The following is a 20360-nucleotide window of genomic DNA, read 5'->3' on the forward strand; positions in this document are numbered from 1 at the left end:
CCCGCTCGGGGACGGCGGCTCGACGACCCGCGGCCCCGAGGGCGGGGCCGGGCTGCCGGGCGGCGGCCCCGGCGGGTAACCTCCCGCTCATGTCCCGGCATGTCGCGATCGTCACCGATTCCACGGCCTACCTGCCCCCCCAGGCGATGGAGCGGCACGCCATCACCGCCGTTCCGCTCACCGTCGTCCTCGGCGACCGCGCGCTGGAGGAGGGCACCGAGATCTCGGCCCGCTCGCTCGCGGAGGCGCTGCAGAAGCGACGGTCCGTGACCACCTCGCGGCCGGCCCCCGAGGTCTTCGCGGCGTCCTACCGCGCCGCCGCCGAGGCGGGTGCCCGCGGCATCGTCTCGCTGCATCTGTCCGGCGAGTTCTCCGGCACCTATGACGCGGCCGTCCTCGCCGCCAAGGACGCCCCCGTGCCCGTACGGGTCGTCGACACCCGGATGGTCGGGATGGCCCTCGGCTTCTGCGCCCTGGCGGCGGCGGAGGTCGTGGAGGCCGGCGGTTCGCTCGACGAGGCCGTCGCGGCCGCCGAGAAGCGGGCCGGGAGCACCTCCGCCTACTTCTACGTCGACACCCTCGACTATCTGCGCCGGGGCGGGCGCATCGGCGCCGCGCAGGCGCTCCTCGGCTCCGCGCTGGCCGTGAAGCCGCTGCTCGAACTCGAGGGCGGGCGGATCGAGCTGCGCGAGAAGGTGCGGACGGCCTCCAAGGCCATCGCCCGCCTCGAGGAGATCGCCGTCGAGCGGGCCGGAAGCGGGCCCGTCGACGTGGCCGTGCACCACCTCGCCGCGCCCGAGCGGGCCGCCGTGCTGGCCGAGCGGCTGCGCGAGCGGCTGCCGGCGATCGAGGACCTCCAGGTCACCGAGGTCGGCGCGGTCATCGGCGCGCACACCGGGCCGGGACTCCTCGCGGTGGTCGTCTCGCCGCGCTGACCGCTCCAGGGGCGCTCGAACCACTCGCCCGGGTGACGGAGTTATCCACAACCGGGCGGTTGTCCACGGAAGTCGAGGCGCCCCGGCACGGGCCGGTGCCGGTCCCTACCGTCGGATCCATGACTCTTCGCACAGACATCGGATCACGACGCGGCGCGGCCACCAGCGGACCCGGCCGGGCACCCGGTTCGGACGGCCGCGCCAGCCGGCGCACGCGGCCGGCGCGGCCCGGCAGGCATGCGGCGGGGGCGGTCTCGGAGGCGGTACGGCGCCGGGGCGAGGCGCTGTTCCCGGCGACAGCGGCCCCACCGGAGCCCCGTGCGCCCGCGACGGCGCCCGCGCCCGTATCCGCACGGCCTCGTCCCGCGCTTCTGCCACCGTCCCCGTCGCCCGAGAGCCCACCGGCACCGGCGGCCCCCGCGAACCCACCGGACGCGCTGGGACCACCGGGTCCACCAAACCCGCCCGGACCTTCCGCGCCGCCGGGCATCCGGACGCGGGAGCGGTTACGGCTCGCGCTGCGGGAGCGGCTGCCGCTGTGGGCCCAGACCCGGTACGGGCTCGAAGGACGCTCACTGGCCGCCCTCACGGTGGTCCTGGTGGTGGCCGCCGCGGGAGCGGGGATCTACTTCTGGACCGGGCGGCCCCAGCAGGTCAGGGCGCCCGAAGTGGTCGTGGCCGCCCGGCCGCTGCCCGAGGCGGCGCCCGCGCCACCGGATCCGGTGCCGCCGGAGCCCGCGGCACCGGCGGCACCGTCGCCGACGGCCGCGAGCGCGGTGGTCGTGGTGGACGTCGGCGGCAAGGTGCGCAGGCCGGGGGTGTTCACCCTGCCGGCCGGGTCCCGGGTCACCGACGCGCTGCGCGCGGCGGGCGGCATCCGTCCCGGCACGGACACCACCGGCCTCAACCGGGCCCGGGTCCTGACGGACGGCGAGCAGGTCCTGGTCGGCCTCCCGGCCCCCGCGACCGCGTCGACGGGCGGCGCGGTCGCAGGAGCCGGCGGAAGCGGGGCCGGGATCCCGGGGCCGCCGGGTCCCGCGACACCGCTGAGCCTCTCCACGGCGACCGTGGAGCAGCTCGACGCGCTGCCCGGCGTCGGCCCGGTCCTCGCCCGCCACATCGTCGAACACCGCACGGAGCACGGGGGATTCCGTTCGGTCGCCGAGCTGCGGGACGTCAACGGGATCGGCGAGCGCCGGTTCGCGGACCTCGCGCCGCTGGTCCGGCCATGAGCGAGGACGGCCGCCGGGCTTCGGCACGGGACGAGGGGCCGGCCGATCTGCGGCTCGTCCCGCCGGCCCTCGCCGCCTGGGGCGGTGCGGCACTCGCGGTGGGCGTCGCCGGATGGTGGACGGTCGCCGGGGTGCTGCTCTGCCTGGGCGCCGCCGCGCTGCTCCTGATGCCGGCGGCCCGGCGCGGGCTGCGGGCGACCGCCTGTGCCGGAGCGCTGCTGTGCGCGGCCGCCGGAGCCGCGTCCGGCGCCCTGCACGCGGCCGACCTGCGACGCGGACCGGTGCCCGGGCTCGCCCGCGACGGCGCCCGGGTGGCGGCCGAACTGACGGTCACCGCCGACCCGCGGCTCACCCGGTCCCGGGTGCGCGGCAGCCGGGCGATGCCGGCCCTCGTGCTCGTCGAGGGCGAGGTCACCCGGGTCGAGGACCGCGATCGCGCGGTCTTCCGGACGCGGGCGCCGGTCCTGCTGCTCGTCCCCGCGCGGGAAGCTCCCGGGGCGGGGCAGCGGGAGTGGTCGGCGCTGCTGCCCTCGACCCGGATCGCGGTGAACGGCCGGCTCGCACCGGCGCGGGACGGGGACGCCTTCGCCGCCGTGCTGCGGGCCGACGGCGACGGGCCGCCCCGGATCACCGGGCCGCCGAGCGCGCTCCAGCGCACGGCGGGGGAGCTGCGCGCCGGGCTGCGGCGGGCGACGGAGGGCCTCGCGCCGGACGCGCGGGCGCTGCTGCCGGGCCTGGTGGTCGGCGACACCTCACGGATCGAACCGGAGCTGAAGGAGGCGTTCGAGGCCACCGATCTCACCCATCTCCTCGCCGTGTCGGGTTCGAACCTGACGGTCGTGCTGCTGCTCCTCATCGGCCGGCCCGGCGTCGCGCAGCGCGCCGAGCGGGGCGGGCTCGCCCCGAGGATCGGCATGTCGCTGCGGGTCACGGCGCTGGCCGGCGGCGGGCTGACGCTGGCGTTCGTCGTCGTGTGCCGCCCGGATCCCAGCGTGCTGCGGGCGGCGGCCTGCGGGCTGGTCACGCTGCTCGCCCTCGCGACCGGCCGGCGCCGCTCGCTGATCCCGGCGCTCGCCGCCGTCGCGCTCGCCCTGGTGCTCTACGACCCCTATCTGGCGCGCAGTTACGGCTTCCTGCTCTCCGTCCTGGCCACCGGCGCGCTGCTCACGGTCGCCCCGCGCTGGAGCGAGGCGCTGCGGCGGCGCCGGGTGCCCGGCCGGATCGCCGAGGCGCTCGGGGCGACGCTCGCGGCGCAGGCGCTGTGCGCGCCCGTCGTGGTGGTCTTCGCCGCCCGGGTGAGCCTGGTCGCCGTCCCCGCCAATCTGCTGGCGGAGCCCGCGGTGGCCCCGGCCACGGTGCTCGGCTTCGCCGTCCTCGGCCTCGCGCCGCTGTGGCCTGGGGCCGCCGAGGCGGTGGCGGGGGCGGCGGCCTGGCCGGCCGGGTGGATCGCGACGGTCGCCCGCACCGGTGCGCAGCTGCCGGGCGCGGAGACGGCCTGGCCGGACGGCTGGTGGGGCGGTCTGCTCCTCGCGCTCCTGACCGGGCTCGTGGTGCTCGCCGCGCGCGGGCTCCCGTACCGGCGATGGCTCGGCGCGGGGTGTGTCGTGCTGCTGCTCCTGGCCGTCGTCCGGCCGCCGCCGCTCGCGCGGCTCGTCACCGGCTGGCCGCCGCCGGGCTGGGTGTTCGCGATGTGCCAGGTCGGGCAGGGGGACGCGACCGTGCTCGCGGCCGGCGGGGACACCGCCGTCGTGGTGGACGCCGGGCCGGATCCGGCGCTGGTCGACCGCTGCCTGAGGGAGCTCGGGGTGCGCCGGATCCCGCTCCTGGTGCTCACCCACTTCCACGCCGACCATGTGGCCGGGCTGCCGGGGGTGTTGCGCGGGCGGGCGGTGGGCGCGATCCAGACGACGGGGCTGGAGGACCCGCCGGCCCAGGCCGCGTTCGTCCGGCGCACGGCGCGGGCGGCCGGGGTGCCGGTGGTGCGGGCCGTGGCGGGGGAGCGGCGCCGGCTCGGTCCGCTGGAGTGGCGGGTGCTGTGGCCCCGGGCGGATCCGGGTGCCGCAGGGGTGGACGCGGAGGGCGAGTCGGCGGCGAACGACGCGAGCGTGACGCTGTTCGTCACGGCCGCGGGCGGGGTGACCCTGCTCCTCCTCGGCGACCTCGAACCCACCTCCCAGCAGGGCCTGTTGCGGGCCGTCCCGGTGCTGCCGCCGGTGGACGTGCTCAAGGTCGCCCATCACGGTTCGGCCCACCAGGACCCCGGGCTGATACGGGCGGTGCGGCCGAGGCTGGCACTGGTGTCGGCGGGCCGGGACAACCCGTACGGCCATCCGTCGCCGCGGACGGTGACGGCGCTGCGGGCCGGCGGGGCGCGGGTGCTGAGCACGGACCGGGACGGGGCGATCGCCGTGACGGGCGCGGGCACGGGGCTCGCCGCCGTGACTTCCGGGGACATCCTTGTAAAGGAGTCTTTCTAAAGATACGTTTACATGCATGACGGAGCAGCCTCACAGCATCCAGCTCACCGACCCCCGCGCCCTGCGCGCCTACGCCCATCCGACCCGGATGACCCTGGTGGGCCTGCTGCGCAGCAGCGGGCCGTTCACCGCCACCAGGGCGGCCGAGCTGACCGGCGAGTCGGTGGCCAGCTGCTCGTACCACCTGCGGATACTCGCCAAGTACGGGCTGGTCGAGCAGGCGCCGGGCGGCAAGGGGCGGGAGAAGCCCTGGCGGGCGACGGCTCGGTTCACCGAGTGGCCGGAGCACAGTGAGGACGCGGCCGTCGTCCAGGCGGCGGACGCGCTCAGCGGCGCCGCGATCGAGCACTACTTCCACCGCGTCATGAGGGCCGTGGAGATGCGCCACTCGCTGCCCGGGGAGTGGCGGGAGGCCGAGCAGTTCGGCGACACGCTGCTCCACCTCACTCCCGAGGAGCTGGCCGGGCTCGGGCGGCGGATCGACGAGCTGCTGCGCCCCTATGAGGAGCGCGAGCCGGACCGGGCCCGGCGGCCCGAGGGTGCGCGGCCCGTCGCCGTCCTGCGGATCGCCTTCGTGGACCGCGAGCTCACCGACCTCGCCGAGAACCCCGACAGCACTCACAGCACCGACAGCACCGACGGCACCGACGACCAGGAGGAGTGACCCGTGGCGATCGCCGAACGCATACCCGTGCTGCTGCGCGAGCGGCCCTTCCGGCGGTACTGGACGGGGCAGACCGTCTCGCTCGCCGGCGACCAGATCTCGCTCATGGCGCTTCCGCTCGCCGCCGTCCTCGTGCTCGGGGCCGACGCCGCCGAGATGGGCTGGCTGAAGACGGCCGAGCTGCTGCCCGCGCTGCTGTTCAACCTGCCGCTCGGCGCCTGGGTGGACCGGCAGGCGCGGCGGCGGCGCGCGATGATCCTGGCCGACCTCGGCCGGGCGCTGCTGCTGCTGAGCCTCCCGGTGGCCTACCTGCTCGACGTGCTGACGCTGGGCCAGCTGTACGTGGTGGCCTTCGCGGTCGGGGCGCTCACGGTGCTCTTCGAGGTGTGCAACGCCACGCTGTTCGTGGCGCTGGTGCCCACGGAGCGGTACGTGCAGGCGAACTCGCTGGTCAACGGGAGCCGTTCGGTGGCGTGGCTGGCGGGTCCGGCGGCCGGCGGGGTGCTGGTGCAGGTGCTGACCGCGCCGCTGGCCCTGCTCGCCGACGCGGTGACGTATCTGGTCTCGGCGGGTTGTCTGGCCCGGATCAGACCGGTCGAGCCGGTTCCCGCACCGGTGGAGAAGGGGCACTTCACCGAGGGACTGCGCTGGGTGGTGCGGGACCGGTCGATGCGGGCGCTGTTCGCCGCGTCCGGCACGGTGCAGTTCTTCAACTTCATGTTCCACACGCTCTTCGTGCTCTATGTGACGACCGAACTCGGGCTGAGCGCGGGTGTGCTGGGCGCGGTGCTCGCGGCGGGGGCCGTGGGCGGGCTGATCGGGGCTGCGTGCGGCGGGGCGGTGGTGCGGCGGATCGGGATCGGGCCGTCGCTGGTCACCGGTTTCGCGGGCTTCGCGCTGCCGCTGCTGCTGGTGCCGGCGGCGAGCGGGCCGGAGCCGCTGGTGATCGGAATGCTGTTCGCGGCCGAGTTCCTCTCCTGCGTCGCGGTGATGCTGGCCGACATCGCGGCCGGGTCCTTCCAGATGGCGCTGATACCCGACGCGATACGGGCCCGGGTGATGGGCGCCTTCCGGACGCTCAACCACGGCTTCCGTCCGCTGGGCGCGCTGCTCGGCGGCCTGCTCGGCGCGGCGCTCGGGCTGCAGCCCACGCTGTGGGTGGCGACCGTGGGCACGCTGCTCGCGGTCCTGTGGGTGCTGCCCTCGCCGCTGGCGCGGCTGCGGGAGCTGCCGGAGCGGGCGCCGGTGGGCGTACACGAGTAAGCGGAATCCTCAATTCGGACTCTCGGTAACACTCCTGCCGTTTGCCTCGAACGCGGCAACAGTGATCGAATGCGTCTTCGTTGAAACGGAAACGTCAGCGGTTTGTCCGGGGGTACGGAAAATGTTCGGTCTGTTCGGTAAGCGTGGTCCGGGAGCCTCCCGGGGCGGCCCGCTCGCGGGGCTCACGGTGCCGCCGTCGGCGGGCGTCCTCAGCTGCCGGGTGCTCGATCCGGTGAGCGAGCCGGTCCGCCAGGCCGAGTTCGTGGTCAGCGACGCGGCGGGCCGCAAGGTCCTGGCCGGTGAGACCGACCCGTACGGCAGCGTGCTGGCGACCGTGCCGGCCGGCGAGTACCGGCTGGCGATCACGTCCGAGGGCTACACCCCGTACCACGGCAACGCCGTCGTCGACGAGAGCGGCCACGCCGGCCTCGGCGAGGTCCGGCTCCAGGTCGCCCCCCAGCAGCCGCTGCCCGAGCCCGGTGACTGGGAGATCGACCCGATGCACTCCCAGATCGGGTTCACCGCCCGGCACATCGGTCTCGCCCGCATCCACGGCCGCTTCAACAGCTTCGCCGGGGCGGTTCGGATCGCCGAGCGCATGGAGCACTCCGCGATGCACGTCGTGATCGACGCGGCCTCCATCGACACCGGCGTGCGGATGCGTGACGACCACCTGCGCTCCGGCGACTTCCTGGACGTCGGCGCGTACCCGACGCTGGAGTTCTACAGCGAGCGCTTCGTCCACAAGGGCGGCAGCCGCTGGGCCGTGACCGGCGCGCTCACCCTGCACGGCGTCAGCCGCACGGTCACCCTCGACACGCAGTACCTGGGCCTCGGCAACGGACTGCAGGGCGAGCCCCGCGGCGCCTGCCGCGCGACCACCGAGCTGCACCGCGAGGACTTCACCCTCACCTGGCAGACCCTCCTGGCCCGCGGCATCGCGGCGGTCGGCTCCAGCATCACCATCGACCTGGACATCCAGATCGTCCCGAAGGCCGCGCGGACCGCGCAGGGCTGAACCGGCCTACGGCTCCTCCCGCCACCCCTCGTACTCGGCGGCCAGCGCGTCCAGGGCCGCCGGGTCCAGGAGGCCGTCCGGGTCCTCGACGACGACGAGCCACTGGGCGTCCTCGGCGTCGTCCTCGCCGGCCAGGGCGTCGCGGACGAGCCGGGGGTCCTCGGCGAGGACGAATCGGTCGGGAAGCTCCTCGATGACCTCTTCGGCGGAGTCGCGGTCGGGGAGGACGAGTACGTGTCTCACATCGTTCACGTGCACATTCTCGGCGATGGGGGGAGTGTCGGTGGCGCGTGGGATCCTTGACGGCGATGGCCACCAAGAAGTCCTCCCCCGACGACCTCCTCGCCCCCGTCACGCTCGCCGTGGGCCAGGAGGACCTGCTGCTCGACCGCGCGGTCCGCGAGGTGGTGGCGGCCGCGCGGGCCGCCGACGCCGACACGGACGTGCGCGACCTCACCGCCGACCAGCTGCAGCCCGGCGCGCTCGCGGAGCTCACCAGCCCATCGCTGTTCGCCGAGCGCAAGGTCCTCGTCGTGCGCAACGCGCAGGACCTGGTCGCGGACACCGTCAAGGAGATCAAGGCGTATCTCGACGCGCCGGCCGAGGAGATCACCCTCGTGCTGCTGCACCCGGGCGGCGCCAAGGGCAAGGCCCTGCTCGACGCGGCCCGCAAGGTGGGCGCGCGCGAGGTGGCCTGCCCCAAGACGACCAAGCCGGCGGAGCGGCTGACGTTCGTGCGGCAGGAGTTCCGGTCGCTCGGCCGGTCCGCCACGCCCGAGGCGTGCCAGGCGCTGGTCGACGCGATCGGCAGCGACCTGCGGGAGCTGGCCTCCGCCGCGGCCCAGCTGACCGCCGACGTCGACGGCACCATCGACGAGGCCGTCGTCGGGCGCTACTACACGGGCCGCGCCGAGGCCTCGTCCTTCACGGTCGCCGACCGCGCCGTCGAGGGCCGCGCCGCCGAGGCCCTGGAGGCCCTGCGCTGGTCGCTGTCGACCGGCGTCGCGCCCGTCCTCATCACCAGCGCGCTCGCCCAGGGCGTCCGCGCCATCGGCAAGCTCTCCTCGGCCCGCGGCGGCCGCCCAGCCGACCTCGCCCGCGAGCTCGGCATGCCCCCGTGGAAGATCGACCGGGTCCGCCAGCAGATGCGCGGCTGGACCCCCGACGGCGTCTCCCTGGCCCTGCGCGCGGTCGCCGAGGCCGACGCGGGCGTGAAGGGCGGCGGCGACGACCCCGAGTACGCGCTGGAGAAGGCCGTCGTCACCATCGCGCGCGCGGCCCGCATGCGCCGCGGCTGACCACGGGTACGGCGAAGGCCCCGCCGCCTCCTGGGGAAGGAGGACGGCGGGGCCTTCGTCGTACAGGCTGGTGGCTCGTACACGCGTGGCGAACGCGTCTCGCGTACGGAGCCGGGGTGGCCGGGCGGGAGCGGTTAGAGGGCCCGCTGGAGTCCCGTACGGCCGGTCACATCAGAGCTCAGCCCTGGAGGGAGGCAACCTTGGTGGCCAGCGCCGACTTCTTGTTGGCGGCGGCGTTCTTGTGGATGACACCCTTCGAGACAGCCTTGTCGAGCTGACGCGAGGCGGCACGAGCGGCAACGGTGGCCTTCTCGAGGTCGCCGGCGGCGACAGCCTCACGGGCCTTGCGGATCGCGGTCTTGAGCGACGACTTGACGGCCTTGTTGCGCAGGCGCGCCTTCTCGTTGGTCTTGTTCCGCTTGATCTGGGACTTGATGTTCGCCACGAAAGAGCCTTTACAGGTTCGATGTTTCTTCAGGATGCGCCTTGCAGCTGAGAGGGCACACAAGACACAGCTGTCAACGGTATCAGCCGTCCCGCGCACCGCCCAAACCGGGCACCGGCCCGCAGGCATGGGACCATGGACCCTACGTACCCGTTCCGAACACCGCCCGAGACGAGAACCCTGCGTGCCCGCGACTCCTACCAACGTGCCCGAGCCGAGCCGTACCGACCCGGCTCTGATCCGCAATTTCTGCATCATCGCGCACATCGACCACGGCAAGTCCACGCTCGCCGACCGGATGCTCCAGCTGACCGGTGTGGTCGACCAGCGGCAGATGCGCGCCCAGTACCTCGACCGGATGGACATCGAGCGTGAGCGCGGCATCACGATCAAGTCCCAGGCCGTCCGGCTGCCCTGGGCCCCCACGGAGGGGCCGGATCAGGGCCGCACGCACATCCTGAACATGATCGACACGCCGGGGCACGTCGACTTCACCTACGAGGTCTCGCGTTCGCTCGCCGCCTGCGAGGGCACGATCCTGCTGGTGGACGCCGCTCAGGGCATCGAGGCGCAGACCCTGGCCAACCTCTACCTGGCGATGGAGAACGACCTCACCATCGTCCCGGTGCTCAACAAGATCGACCTGCCGGCCGCCCAGCCGGAGAAGTTCGCCGAGGAGCTGGCCAACCTCATCGGCTGCCAGCCGGAGGATGTCCTCAAGGTCTCCGCCAAGACCGGCATGGGCGTCGAGGCGCTGCTCGACCGCGCCGTCCGCGACATCCCGGCCCCCGTCGGCGTCGCCGACGCCCCGGCCCGCGCGATGATCTTCGACTCGGTCTACGACTCGTACCGCGGTGTCGTCACCTACGTCCGGGTCGTCGACGGCCAGCTCAACAAGCGCGAGCGCATCCGGATGATGTCGACCGGCGCCACCCACGAGCTCCTGGAGATCGGCACCAACTCGCCCGAGATGCTGCCGGCCGACGGCCTCGGCGTCGGCGAGGTGGGCTACCTGATCACCGGTGTGAAGGACGTCCGCCAGTCCAAGGTCGGTGACACGATCACCTCGCAGGCCAAGGGTGCCGAGGAGGCGCTCGGCGGCTACAAGGACCCGAAGCCGATGGTCTTCTCCGGTCTGTACCCGCTGGACGGCTCGGACTACCCCGAGCTGCGCGACGCCCTCGACAAGCTCCAGCTCAACGACGCCGCGCTGGTCTACGAGCCGGAGACCTCTGCCGCGCTCGGCTTCGGCTTCCGCGTCGGCTTCCTCGGCCTGCTCCACCTCGACGTGATCCGCGAGCGCCTGGAGCGCGAGTTCGGCCTCGACCTCATCGCCACCGCCCCCAACGTGGTCTACCGCGTGATCATGGAGGACGGCGCCGAGCACACGGTCACCAACCCGAGCGAGTTCCCCGAGGGCAAGATCAGCGAGGTGTTCGAGCCGGTCGTGCGCGCCACGATCCTGGCCCCCACCGAGTTCATCGGCTCGATCATGGAGCTCTGCCAGACCCGGCGCGGCACCCTCCTCGGCATGGACTACCTCTCCGAGGACCGCGTCGAGATCCGCTACACCCTGCCGCTGGCCGAGATCGTCTTCGACTTCTTCGACCAGCTGAAGTCCAAGACCCGCGGCTACGCCTCGCTCGACTACGAGCCCACCGGCGAGCAGGCGTCCAGCCTGGTCAAGGTCGACATCCTGCTGCACGGCGACAAGGTCGACGCCTTCTCGGCGATCACCCACAAGGACGCGGCCTACGCGTACGGCGTGCGGCTCGTCGCCAAGCTGCGCGAGCTCATCCCGCGGCAGGCGTTCGAGGTGCCGATCCAGGCCGCCATCGGCTCCCGGGTCATCGCCCGCGAGACCATCCGCGCCATCCGCAAGGACGTCCTCGCCAAGTGCTACGGCGGTGACATCTCCCGTAAGCGGAAGCTGCTCGAGAAGCAGAAGGAAGGCAAGAAGCGGATGAAGATGGTCGGTTCGGTGGAGGTTCCGCAGGAAGCCTTCATCGCCGTCCTGTCCAGCGACGAGTCGGGCGGCAAGGCCAAGAAGTAGCCGCCCCACTGCTCCACGAGGCCGCCACGAGGCCACCGCCAGGTGGCCGCGAGGCCGCCACGAGGTCACCACGAACGGGTCTGTACGCCGACGGCGTGCAGACCCGTTCGTTATAAGCAAGCCCTTACGTGCCGGTCCCCGGCGCTCTACTCTGAAGCCGCTCGAAGGTTACTCGCCAGTTAGTTACGCCCCGCCTGACCGCACCGCCGCCGCCCGGAGGACGTCGTGAGCGACACCCAGACCCTGATCGAGAACCGGCCGCCGTCCGTGGCGGCGCTCTTCCTTGAGCGCGTCGAGCGGACCCCCGACGCGGAGGCGTACCGCTACCCGGTCCCCGCCGCCGGCCAGGGCCCCGACGAATGGAAGTCGCTCAGCTGGGCGCAGGCGGCCGAACGCGTCCACGCGATCGCCGCCGGCCTCATCGACCTCGGCGTACAGCCCGAGGAGCGGGTCGCCCTCGCCTCCGCCACCCGCGTCGAGTGGATCCTCGCCGACCTCGGCGTCATGTGCGCCGGCGCCGCCGTCACCACGGTCTACCCGCAGACCAACGCCGAGGAATCGGGCTTCATCCTCTCCGACTCCGACTCGCGCGTCCTCATCGCCGAGAACGCCGACCAGCTCGCCAAGGCCGTCGAGCGCCGCGCCGACCTGCCCCACCTCCACCACGTCGTCGTCATCGACCCCGAGGGCGCCGACACCTCCGAGGAGTGGGTGCTGACCCTCGCCGAGCTGGAGGCCCGCGGCAAGGCGTACCTGGAGAAGCACCCGGAGGTCGTCAAGGAGCGCGTCGGGGCGATCACCCGCGAGCAGCTCGCCACCCTCATCTACACCTCCGGCACCACCGGCCGCCCCAAGGGCGTCCGCCTGCGCCATGACAGCTGGTCGTACATGGCCAAGGCCATCTCCGCGACCGGCCTCGTCACCCAGGACGACGTGCAGTACCTGTGGCTGCCGCTCGCCCACGTCTTCGGCAAGGTGCTCACCTCCGGCCAGATCGAGGTCGGCCACGTCACCGCCGTCGACGGCCGCATCGACAAGATCATCGTGAACCTGCCGATCGTGCAGCCCACCTACATGGCCGCCGTCCCGCGCATCTTCGAGAAGGTCTACAACGGCGTCGCCGCCAAGGCCCGCGAGGGCGGCGGGGCCAAGTACAAGATCTTCCAGTGGGCGGCCGGCATCGCCCGCGAGTACGCCAAGGTCACCCAGGACAACTTCCGCCGCACCGGCACCGCCTCCGCGCCCTTCGGCCTCGCCGCCAAGCACAAGGTCGCCGACGCGCTCGTCTACAAGAAGCTCCGCGAGGCCTTCGGCGGCCGGCTGCGCGCCGCCGTCTCCGGCTCCGTCGCCCTCGCCCCCGAGATCGGCTACTTCTTCGCCGGCGCCGGCATCCACATCCTGGAGGGCTACGGCCTCACCGAGTCCTCCGCCGCCTCCTTCGTCAACCCCGGCGAGGCGTACCGCACCGGCACCGTCGGCAAGCCGCTGCCCGGCACCGAGGTCCGCATCGCCGACGACGGCGAGATCCTGCTGCGCAGCCCCGGCATCATGGAGGGCTACCACGGCCTGCCGGAGAAGACCGCCGAGGTGCTGGAGTCGGACGGCTGGTTCCACACCGGCGACATCGGCGAGCTGTCCGCCGACGGCTACCTGCGCATCACCGACCGCAAGAAGGACCTGTTCAAGACCTCCGGCGGCAAGTACATCGCCCCGACGGAGATCGAGGGCCAGTTCAAGGCCGTCTGTCCGTTCGTCTCGAACATCGTGGTCCTCGGCGCCGACCGCAACTACTGCTCCGCGCTCATCGCCCTCGACGAGCCGGCCATCCAGGGCTGGGCCGCCGAGCACGGGCTGGGCGGCACGTCGTACGCCGAGGTCGTCGCCACCCCGCAGGTCGAGAAGCTCATCGAGGGCTACGTCGCCCGCCTCAACGAGGGCCTCCAGCGCTGGCAGACCATCAAGAAGTTCCGCCTCCTGCCGCGCGACCTGGACGTCGAGCACGGCGAGCTCACGCCGAGCCTGAAGATGAAGCGGCCGGTGGTCGAGCGGACGTACCAGCACCTCATCGACGAGATGTACGAGGGAGCGCGGGAGGCCTGACCTGGGCTTTCCGTCCTGGACGAGGAGTTGTCCACAGGGCGTCGTCCACAGGCTCGGCGGGGATGTCGGGCGGTACGGGACAATGGCTTCATGCCTTCCGTACTGCCCGATGGTGAGCCCATGCCCGAGGACGGGGCGCTGCCCGCCCACGCCCTTGAGGGCGCCGGGGAGCGACCCCTCGGGTTCTATCTGCACGTGCCGTACTGCGCCACCCGGTGCGGTTACTGCGACTTCAACACCTACACCGCGAGCGAGCTGCGCGGCGCCGGCGGCGTCCTCGCCTCCCGGGACAACTACGCCGCGCAGGTCGCCGAGGAGATACGGCTCGCCCGCAAGGTCCTCGGCGACGACCCGCGCCCCGTGCGGACCGTCTTCGTCGGCGGCGGCACCCCCACGCTGCTCGACGCCGGCGACCTCGTGTCGATGCTCGGCGCGATCCGCGACGAGTTCGGGCTCGCCGACGACGCCGAGGTGACCACCGAGGCCAACCCGGAGTCCGTCGACCCCGCGTATCTCGCCACGCTGCGCGAGGGCGGCTTCAACCGGATCTCCTTCGGCATGCAGAGCGCCCGGCAGCACGTGCTGAAGATCCTCGACCGCAGCCACACGCCGGGGCGCCCCGAGGCGTGCGTCGCGGAGGCGCGGGCCGCCGGTTTCGACCACGTCAACCTCGACCTCATCTACGGCACGCCCGGCGAGTCCGACGACGACTGGCGGGCCTCCCTGGACGCGGCGATCGGCGCCGGCCCCGACCACATCAGCGCCTACGCGCTGATCGTGGAGGAGGGCACCCAGCTCGCCCGGCGCATCCGGCGCGGCGAGATACCCATGACCGACGACGACGCCCACGCCGACCGCTACCTGATCGCGGAGGACGTCCTCTCCGGCGCCGGCTTCCAGTGGTACGAGGTCTCCAACTGGGCCACCTCCGACGCCGGCCGCTGCCTCCACAACGAGCTCTACTGGCGCGGCGCCGACTGGTGGGGCGCCGGCCCCGGCGCCCACAGCCACGTCGGCGGCGTCCGCTGGTGGAACGTGAAGCACCCCGGCGCGTACGCGGCGGCCCTGGGCGCCGGCCGGTCGCCCGGAGCCGGCCGCGAGGTCCTGTCGGACGAGGACCGCCGCGTCGAGCGGGTCCTCCTGGAGCTGCGGCTTCGCGAGGGCGTCGAGCTGTCGCTGCTGAAGCCCGCGGGCCTGGCGGCGGCCGAGCGGGCGCTGGCGGACGGGCTGCTCGTGCCGGGGGCGTACGGCGAGGGACGGGCGGTGCTGACGCTGCGGGGGCGGCTGCTGGCCGACGCGGTGGTGCGGGACCTGGTGGACTAGGGCGCTGCGCCCTCGCCCCGACCACGCCCGTCCGGGCTGCGCCCGGCGGCGACTTCGCCACCCCCGTGTGGGCATTCGTTCCGCAGGGCGGAACGGGTGGGCACACGGGACGTTGCCCCTTGCCGGGCCTAGGCTCCTCGCCCGTCGACCCGCACCGCGAGGGCGTCGCGGTCGTGGTGCGGGTTCAGGCGCAGGGGGCGGAGGCGCCGCCAAGGGCGCCGTCCCGTGTGCCCACCCGTCCCGCCTGGGGGCACCCACGGACGGAGTCTGGGGGAGGGACGAATGCCCACACGGGGGTGGGCGGGGGCGGACGATCGCCCCCGCGGCGGCGGGTAGCGGGGGCCGCACGCGCGAGCGGGCCGCACGGGCGGCGCGGAGGTCGAGTGCGCGGGCCGCACCGGAGCGGGGCGGGAGCCCCACGACGGGCGGCGACAGTCGCCCCTACGGTGCCGTCACGAAGTCGATCAGTTCTTCCACGCGGCCCAGCAGTTCCGGTTCCAGGTCCTTGTACGACGTCACTCGCGACAGGATGTGCTGCCACGCGGCGCCCGTGTTCTCCGGCCAGCCGAGGGCGCGGCAGATGCCCGTCTTCCAGTCCTGGCCGCGGGGGACGGTGGGCCAGGCGGGGATGGCGAGGGCGGCGGGCTTCACGGCCTGCCAGACGTCGATGTAGGGGTGGCCGACGACGAGGACGTCGGGGGAGGAGACCTGGGCGGCGATGCGGGACTCCTTGGAGCCCGGGACCAGGTGGTCGACGAGGACGCCGAGGCGGGCGTCCGGGCCGGGGGCGAAGTCGGCGACGATGGCCGGGAGGTCGTCGACGCCCTCCAGGTACTCGACGACGACGCCCTCGATCCGCAGGTCGTCGCCCCAGACGCGCTCGACCAGTTCGGCGTCGTGGCGGCCCTCGACGTAGATCCGGCCCGCCCGGGCGACCCGCGCCCGGGCGCCGGGGACGGCGATCGAGCCGGAGGCGGTACGGGTGGGGCGCGCCGGTGCGCCGGCGGAGGGGCGGACCAGGGTGACGACCCGGCCCTCCAGGAGGAAGCCGCGCGGCTCCAGCGGGAAGACCCGGTGCTTGCCGAAGCGGTCCTCCAGGGTCACCGTGCCCGCCTCGCAGCGGATCACCGCACCGCAGAACCCCGTCGTGACCTCCTCGACGACGAGGTCACGGTCCGCCGGCACCTCCGGCACGGGCGCCGATCGCTTCCAAGGGGGCGTCAGATCCGGGTTGTAGCTGCGCATTCGGGCGACGCTACGGCACCTCGAAGCGGCGTGCCAGTTCATCGCGCTGGCGTCGGACGAACGCGGCGTCCACCACGGCGCCGTGGCCCGGCACGTACACCGCGTCCTCGCCGGCCAGGGACAGCAGGCGGTCGACGGCGGCCGGCCAGCGGGCCGGGATCGCGTCCGGGCCGGCCTGCGGCTCGCCCGACTCCTCCACCAGGTCGCCGCAGAAGACGACCTCCCGCTCGCCCGGCACCAGGAGCGCCAGGTCGTGGCCGGTGTGGCCGGGGCCGGCGTTGGCGAGGAGGACCCGGCGGCCGCCGAGGTCGAGGGTCCACTCGCCGGAGACGGTGTGGCGCGGGGCCACCAGGACCTCGGCGGCCTCCGCCGCGGCCCGCTCGTCCACCCCCTGCCGTACCGCGTCCAGGCGCAGCGCCTCCGCCTCGCGCGGCAGCAGCGTGTCCATGCCCACCGCGCCGAAGACCTCCGCGCCCGCGAAGACCGCCGTGCCGAGGACGTGGTCGAAGTGCGGATGGCTGAGTGCGACATGCGTCACCCTCCGGCCGCCTGTGATCGCCGCCACCTGCGCCCGCAGCTCCGCGCCCTGCGCGAGGGTGGCTCCCGTGTCGTACAGCAGGACCCCGTCCCGCCCGGTGACCAGGCCCACCGTGGCGTCCCAGCCCGGCAGCCTGCGGCGTCCGACGCCCTCGCCGAGCCGCTCCCAGCCGTACTCTTCCCAGTCCAGATCCATGGCGTGACGCTAACCGGTACGCCGACCGGATCGCCTCCGCCGACCCCGCCTCCTTGCCAGGAGCGATGTCCGCCGCCGTACACTGGCCGGGGGTTTCCTGGCACTCGGACAGGGCGAGTGCCAAAAGTGGAGCAACCGGAACCGGATCGACAGCTGGAGGTGCGCGCGATGCTCAGCGAACGCAGACTCGAAGTGCTGCGCGCCATCGTCCAGGACTACGTCGGGACGGAGGAGCCGGTCGGCTCCAAGGCGCTGACCGAGCGCCACAAGCTCGGCGTGTCGCCCGCCACCGTGCGCAACGACATGGCGGTCCTGGAGGAGGAGGGCTACATCGCCCAGCCCCACACCAGTGCCGGCCGCATCCCCACCGACAAGGGCTACCGCCTCTTCGTCGACCGGCTGGCCGGCGTCAAGCCGCTGTCCACCCCCGAGCGGCGCGCCATCCACAACTTCCTCGACGGAGCGGTCGACCTCGACGACGTCGTCGGCCGCACGGTCCGGCTGCTCGCGCAGCTGACCCGGCAGGTCGCCGTCGTGCAGTACCCGTCGCTGACCCGTTCGACGGTCCGGCACGTGGAGCTGCTCTCGCTGGCACCCGCCCGGCTGATGCTCGTGCTCATCACGGACACCGGCCGGGTCGAGCAGCGCGTGATCGACTGTCCGGGACCCTTCGGCGAGACCTCCCTCGCCGACCTGCGGGCCCGCCTCAACAGCCGCGTCGTCGGCCGCCGCTTCGCGGACGTGCCGCAGCTGGTGCAGGACCTGCCGGAGTCCTTCGAGGACAACGAGGACCGGAGCACGGTCTCGACCGTGCTCGCGACCCTGCTCGAAACCCTGGTGGAGGAGCAGGAGGAGCGGCTCATGATCGGCGGTACCGCCAATCTGACCCGCTTCGGACACGACTTCCCCCTGACGATCAGGCCCGTCCTGGAAGCTCTGGAGGAGCAGGTCGTGCTCCTCAAGCTGCTCGGCGAGGCCAAGGAGTCGGGCATGACCGTACGGATCGGGCACGAGATCGCCCACGAGGGCCTGACGTCCACGTCGGTCGTCTCGGTCGGCTACGGTTCCGGCGGCGAGGCAGTCGCCAAACTCGGCGTGGTCGGACCGACCCGCATGGACTACCCCGGAACGATGGGAGCGGTACGCGCAGTGGCACGTTACGTCGGACAGATCCTGGCGGAGTCGTAAGTGGCCACCGACTATTACGCCGTACTGGGCGTACGCCGTGACGCTTCGCAGGACGAGATCAAGAAGGCGTTCCGGCGCCTCGCCCGCGAGCTTCACCCGGATGTGAACCCGGACCCGAAGACGCAGGAGCGGTTCAAGGAGATCAACGCCGCCTACGAGGTGTTGTCGGACCCGCAGAAGAAGCAGGTCTACGACCTCGGCGGCGACCCGCTGTCCGCCTCCGGCGGCGGCGCGGGGGCCGGTGGCTTCGGCGCGGGCGGCTTCGGGAACTTCTCGGACATCATGGACGCCTTCTTCGGAACGGCGTCCCAGCGCGGCCCGCGCTCGCGCACCCGGCGCGGCCAGGACGCGATGATCCGCCTGGAGGTGACCCTCGACGAGGCCGCCTTCGGTACCACCAAGGACATCCAGGTCGACACGGCCGTCGTCTGCACCACCTGCTCGGGCGAGGGCGCCGCGCCCGGCACCTCCGCGCAGACGTGTGACATGTGCCGCGGCCGCGGTGAGGTCTCCCAGGTCACCCGGTCCTTCCTGGGCCAGGTCATGACCTCGCGCCCCTGCCCGCAGTGCCAGGGCTTCGGCACGGTCGTCCCGACCCCGTGCCCCGAGTGCGCCGGCGACGGCCGCGTGCGGTCGCGCCGTACGCTCACGGTCAAGATCCCGGCCGGTGTCGACAACGGCACCCGGATCCAGCTCGCGGGCGAGGGCGAGGTCGGCCCCGGCGGCGGCCCCGCCGGCGACCTGTACGTCGAGATCCACGAGATCCCGCACGAGACCTTCCAGCGTCGCGGCGACGACCTGCACTGCACGGTCACCATCCCGATGACGGCGGCCGCGCTCGGCACGAAGGTGCAGCTCCAGACCCTCGACGGCCTTGAGGACGTCGACATCCGCCCGGGCACCCAGTCCGGCCAGTCGATCCCGCTGCACGGCCGTGGCGTCACCCATCTGCGCGGCAACGGGCGAGGCGACCTGATCGTCCACGTCGAGGTGCAGACCCCGACGAAGCTCGACCCGGAGCAGGAGCGACTGCTGCGCGAGCTGTCGAAGCTCCGCGGCGAGGAGCGCCCGCTGGGCCAGTTCCAGCCGGGGCAGCAGGGGCTGTTCTCGCGCCTGAAGGACGCGTTCAACGGGCGCTAGGCGTCTGCCGGACGCGTTCGACGGGCACTGGGCCCCGTTCCGTACGGTCGAGAGGGCGGCCCGCACCCGGTGCGGGCCGCCCTCTCGGGTACCGGCATGACACGATGCCTGCATGTCCACCGCTCTGAACGATCTCTCTCGTCATCCGATCGTGCAGGCCCCCATGGCGGGTGGCGCCTCCTGTCCCGAGCTCGTCGGTGCCGTGTGCGAGGCGGGCGCGCTGGGCTTCCTGGCCGGTGGGTACAAGACCGCGGGCGGGCTGTACCAGGAGATCAAGCAGGTGCGCGCGCTCACCGCGCGGCCGTTCGGGGTCAACCTGTTCATGCCGCCGGGCGGCCAGTCCGCGGATCCGGCGGCCGTGGAGGTGTACCGGCACCAGCTGGCCGGTGAGGCCACCTGGTACGAGACGGAGCTCGGCGACCCCGAGCAGGGCCGGGACGACGCCTACGACGCCAAGCTGGCGATCCTGCTCGACGACCCGGTGCCGGTCGTCTCCTTCACCTTCGGCTGCCCGGACCGCGACGCGCTCCACGCGTTCGCCCGGGTCCGCACGTACACGATCGTCACCGTCACCTCGGTCGAGGAGGCCCGGACGGCCGAACGGGCCGGGGCCGACGCGGTCTGTGTGCAGGGCACGGAGGCCGGCGGGCACCAGGGCACGCACCGCAACGACCCGGCCGACGGGCCGGGCGCCGGGAGCGGCCGCGGGCTGCTGCCGCTGCTGACCGAGGTCCGCGAGGCCGTGCGGCTGCCGATCATCGCGACCGGCGGGATCATGCGCGGGCGGCAGATCGCCGCCGTGCTCGCGGCGGGCGCCGACGCCGCCCAGCTCGGCACGGCCTTCCTCGGCTGCCCCGAGTCCGGGGCGCATCCGCTGCACAAGCGCGCCCTGACCGACCCGCTGTTCACGCACACCGAGCTGACCCGGGCGTTCTCGGGGCGGCCGGCGCGGGGCCTGGTGAACCGTTTCATGCGCGAGCACGGGCCCTACGCCCCGGCCGCCTACCCCGAGATCCACCATCTGACCGCCCCGGTGCGCAAGGCCGCCGCGACCGCCGGGGACCCGCAGGGCATGGCGCTGTGGGCCGGGCAGGGCCACCGGCTGGCCCGGGAGCTGCCGGCCGGGCGGCTCGTCGAGATCCTGGCGGAGGAGCTCGCCGAGGAACTCGCGGCCCTCGGTACCGTCACCCGCTGAAGCGACTCAAGCGACTCAAGCGACTCAAGAAACCAAGCAACAGGAGCACCA

17 protein-coding genes are annotated in these 20360 nt (G+C 73.4%); 13 read left to right on the top strand and 4 right to left on the bottom strand.

Annotated elements, in window-relative coordinates:
• Positions 1 to 89: 89 nt before the first annotated feature.
• The 6 genes from ACFYU9_RS08215 (at position 90) to ACFYU9_RS08240 (ending at position 7589) form a co-directional block, all read left to right on the top strand.
• Positions 90 to 935, top strand: a complete 846-nt coding sequence (locus ACFYU9_RS08215) for a DegV family protein (protein ID WP_389343657.1) — start codon at positions 90 to 92, stop codon at positions 933 to 935.
• Positions 936 to 1534: 599 nt separating this feature from the next.
• On the top strand, positions 1535 to 2167 hold the full coding sequence (locus ACFYU9_RS08220; protein WP_389343660.1) for a helix-hairpin-helix domain-containing protein: 633 nt from the start codon (positions 1535 to 1537) through the stop codon (positions 2165 to 2167).
• A complete protein-coding gene (locus ACFYU9_RS08225; RefSeq protein ID WP_389343663.1) occupies positions 2164 to 4644 on the top strand; it encodes a ComEC/Rec2 family competence protein in 2481 nt (826 codons plus the stop codon). Before ACFYU9_RS08220 ends, ACFYU9_RS08225 begins: the two co-directional genes overlap by 4 nt.
• 16 nt (positions 4645 to 4660) lie before the next feature.
• Complete coding sequence (locus tag ACFYU9_RS08230; RefSeq protein WP_389343666.1) at positions 4661 to 5308, top strand: winged helix-turn-helix domain-containing protein; 648 nt, start codon at positions 4661 to 4663, stop codon at positions 5306 to 5308.
• 3 nt (positions 5309 to 5311) lie between these two features.
• Positions 5312 to 6571 carry an MFS transporter gene (locus tag ACFYU9_RS08235; RefSeq protein ID WP_389343669.1) on the top strand — a complete coding sequence of 420 codons (1260 nt, stop codon included), beginning with the start codon at positions 5312 to 5314 and terminating at the stop codon, positions 6569 to 6571.
• Between the two features lie 121 nt (positions 6572 to 6692).
• Positions 6693 to 7589, top strand: coding sequence for a YceI family protein (locus tag ACFYU9_RS08240; protein ID WP_389343672.1), 897 nt, complete (start codon positions 6693 to 6695; stop codon positions 7587 to 7589).
• 6 nt (positions 7590 to 7595) lie between these two features.
• Here ACFYU9_RS08240 and ACFYU9_RS08245 read toward each other — a convergent pair whose 3' ends face one another.
• Positions 7596 to 7841, bottom strand: coding sequence for a hypothetical protein (locus ACFYU9_RS08245; RefSeq protein WP_389206049.1), 246 nt, complete (start codon positions 7839 to 7841; stop codon positions 7596 to 7598).
• A 56-nt stretch (positions 7842 to 7897) separates the two neighbouring features.
• Between ACFYU9_RS08245 and holA the strand changes: the two genes are divergently transcribed.
• Positions 7898 to 8887 (top strand): DNA polymerase III subunit delta, encoded by a 990-nt coding sequence (gene holA, locus ACFYU9_RS08250; RefSeq protein ID WP_389343675.1) that lies wholly within the window; start codon positions 7898 to 7900, stop codon positions 8885 to 8887.
• A 178-nt stretch (positions 8888 to 9065) separates the two neighbouring features.
• Here holA and rpsT read toward each other — a convergent pair whose 3' ends face one another.
• The gene (rpsT, locus tag ACFYU9_RS08255) at positions 9066 to 9332 is read right to left on the bottom strand and encodes a 30S ribosomal protein S20 (protein ID WP_030211082.1); all 267 of its coding nucleotides are present in this window, start codon (positions 9330 to 9332) and stop codon (positions 9066 to 9068) included.
• Between the two features lie 184 nt (positions 9333 to 9516).
• Here rpsT and lepA point away from each other — a divergent pair, with 184 nt between their 5' ends.
• The 3 genes from lepA to hemW all read left to right on the top strand — a co-directional run bounded on the left by lepA (position 9517) and on the right by hemW (position 14808).
• Positions 9517 to 11385, top strand: a complete 1869-nt coding sequence (gene lepA, locus ACFYU9_RS08260) for a translation elongation factor 4 (protein WP_389206045.1) — start codon at positions 9517 to 9519, stop codon at positions 11383 to 11385.
• Positions 11386 to 11610: 225 nt separating this feature from the next.
• Positions 11611 to 13485 (top strand): AMP-dependent synthetase/ligase, encoded by a 1875-nt coding sequence (locus tag ACFYU9_RS08265; RefSeq protein ID WP_389206043.1) that lies wholly within the window; start codon positions 11611 to 11613, stop codon positions 13483 to 13485.
• A gap of 90 nt (positions 13486 to 13575) precedes the next feature.
• Positions 13576 to 14808: a radical SAM family heme chaperone HemW gene (gene hemW, locus ACFYU9_RS08270; protein WP_389206041.1), complete on the top strand. Its 1233-nt coding sequence runs from the start codon at positions 13576 to 13578 to the stop codon at positions 14806 to 14808.
• Between the two features lie 441 nt (positions 14809 to 15249).
• Here hemW and ACFYU9_RS08275 read toward each other — a convergent pair whose 3' ends face one another.
• Together ACFYU9_RS08275 and ACFYU9_RS08280 are read right to left on the bottom strand one after the other, a co-directional pair.
• Complete coding sequence (locus tag ACFYU9_RS08275; RefSeq protein WP_389206039.1) at positions 15250 to 16053, bottom strand: DUF3097 domain-containing protein; 804 nt, start codon at positions 16051 to 16053, stop codon at positions 15250 to 15252.
• A 10-nt stretch (positions 16054 to 16063) separates the two neighbouring features.
• Positions 16064 to 16786 carry an MBL fold metallo-hydrolase gene (locus ACFYU9_RS08280; RefSeq protein ID WP_389206038.1) on the bottom strand — a complete coding sequence of 241 codons (723 nt, stop codon included), beginning with the start codon at positions 16784 to 16786 and terminating at the stop codon, positions 16064 to 16066.
• A 168-nt stretch (positions 16787 to 16954) separates the two neighbouring features.
• On the opposite strand from ACFYU9_RS08280, the gene hrcA reads away from it, so the two are divergent.
• The 3 genes from hrcA to ACFYU9_RS08295 all read left to right on the top strand — a co-directional run bounded on the left by hrcA (position 16955) and on the right by ACFYU9_RS08295 (position 20309).
• Positions 16955 to 17974 carry a heat-inducible transcriptional repressor HrcA gene (gene hrcA, locus ACFYU9_RS08285; RefSeq protein WP_389206036.1) on the top strand — a complete coding sequence of 340 codons (1020 nt, stop codon included), beginning with the start codon at positions 16955 to 16957 and terminating at the stop codon, positions 17972 to 17974.
• On the top strand, positions 17975 to 19114 hold the full coding sequence (gene dnaJ, locus ACFYU9_RS08290) for a molecular chaperone DnaJ (RefSeq protein WP_389206034.1): 1140 nt from the start codon (positions 17975 to 17977) through the stop codon (positions 19112 to 19114).
• Between the two features lie 112 nt (positions 19115 to 19226).
• Positions 19227 to 20309 (top strand): nitronate monooxygenase, encoded by a 1083-nt coding sequence (locus tag ACFYU9_RS08295; protein ID WP_389343678.1) that lies wholly within the window; start codon positions 19227 to 19229, stop codon positions 20307 to 20309.
• The last annotated feature ends 51 nt before the right edge of the window (positions 20310 to 20360 follow it).

Origin of the sequence: Streptomyces sp. NPDC004327, assembly GCF_042873935.1 — a bacterium.
GTDB lineage: Bacteria > Actinomycetota > Actinomycetes > Streptomycetales > Streptomycetaceae > Streptomyces.

Excerpts from the sequence above, each read along its gene's own strand:
- hemW (WP_389206041.1), top strand. The coding sequence starts at position 13,576 with ATGCCTTCCGTACTGCCCGATGGTGAGCCCATGCCCGAGGACGGGGCG.
- ACFYU9_RS08240 (WP_389343672.1), top strand. The coding sequence starts at position 6,693 with ATGTTCGGTCTGTTCGGTAAGCGTGGTCCGGGAGCCTCCCGGGGCGGC.
- ACFYU9_RS08215 (WP_389343657.1), top strand. The coding sequence starts at position 90 with ATGTCCCGGCATGTCGCGATCGTCACCGATTCCACGGCCTACCTGCCC.
- ACFYU9_RS08275 (WP_389206039.1), bottom strand. The coding sequence starts at position 16,053 with ATGCGCAGCTACAACCCGGATCTGACGCCCCCTTGGAAGCGATCGGCG.
- hrcA (WP_389206036.1), top strand. The coding sequence starts at position 16,955 with ATGCTCAGCGAACGCAGACTCGAAGTGCTGCGCGCCATCGTCCAGGAC.
- ACFYU9_RS08225 (WP_389343663.1), top strand. The coding sequence starts at position 2,164 with ATGAGCGAGGACGGCCGCCGGGCTTCGGCACGGGACGAGGGGCCGGCC.
- ACFYU9_RS08295 (WP_389343678.1), top strand. The coding sequence starts at position 19,227 with ATGTCCACCGCTCTGAACGATCTCTCTCGTCATCCGATCGTGCAGGCC.
- ACFYU9_RS08230 (WP_389343666.1), top strand. The coding sequence starts at position 4,661 with ATGACGGAGCAGCCTCACAGCATCCAGCTCACCGACCCCCGCGCCCTG.
- holA (WP_389343675.1), top strand. The coding sequence starts at position 7,898 with ATGGCCACCAAGAAGTCCTCCCCCGACGACCTCCTCGCCCCCGTCACG.
- ACFYU9_RS08280 (WP_389206038.1), bottom strand. The coding sequence starts at position 16,786 with ATGGATCTGGACTGGGAAGAGTACGGCTGGGAGCGGCTCGGCGAGGGC.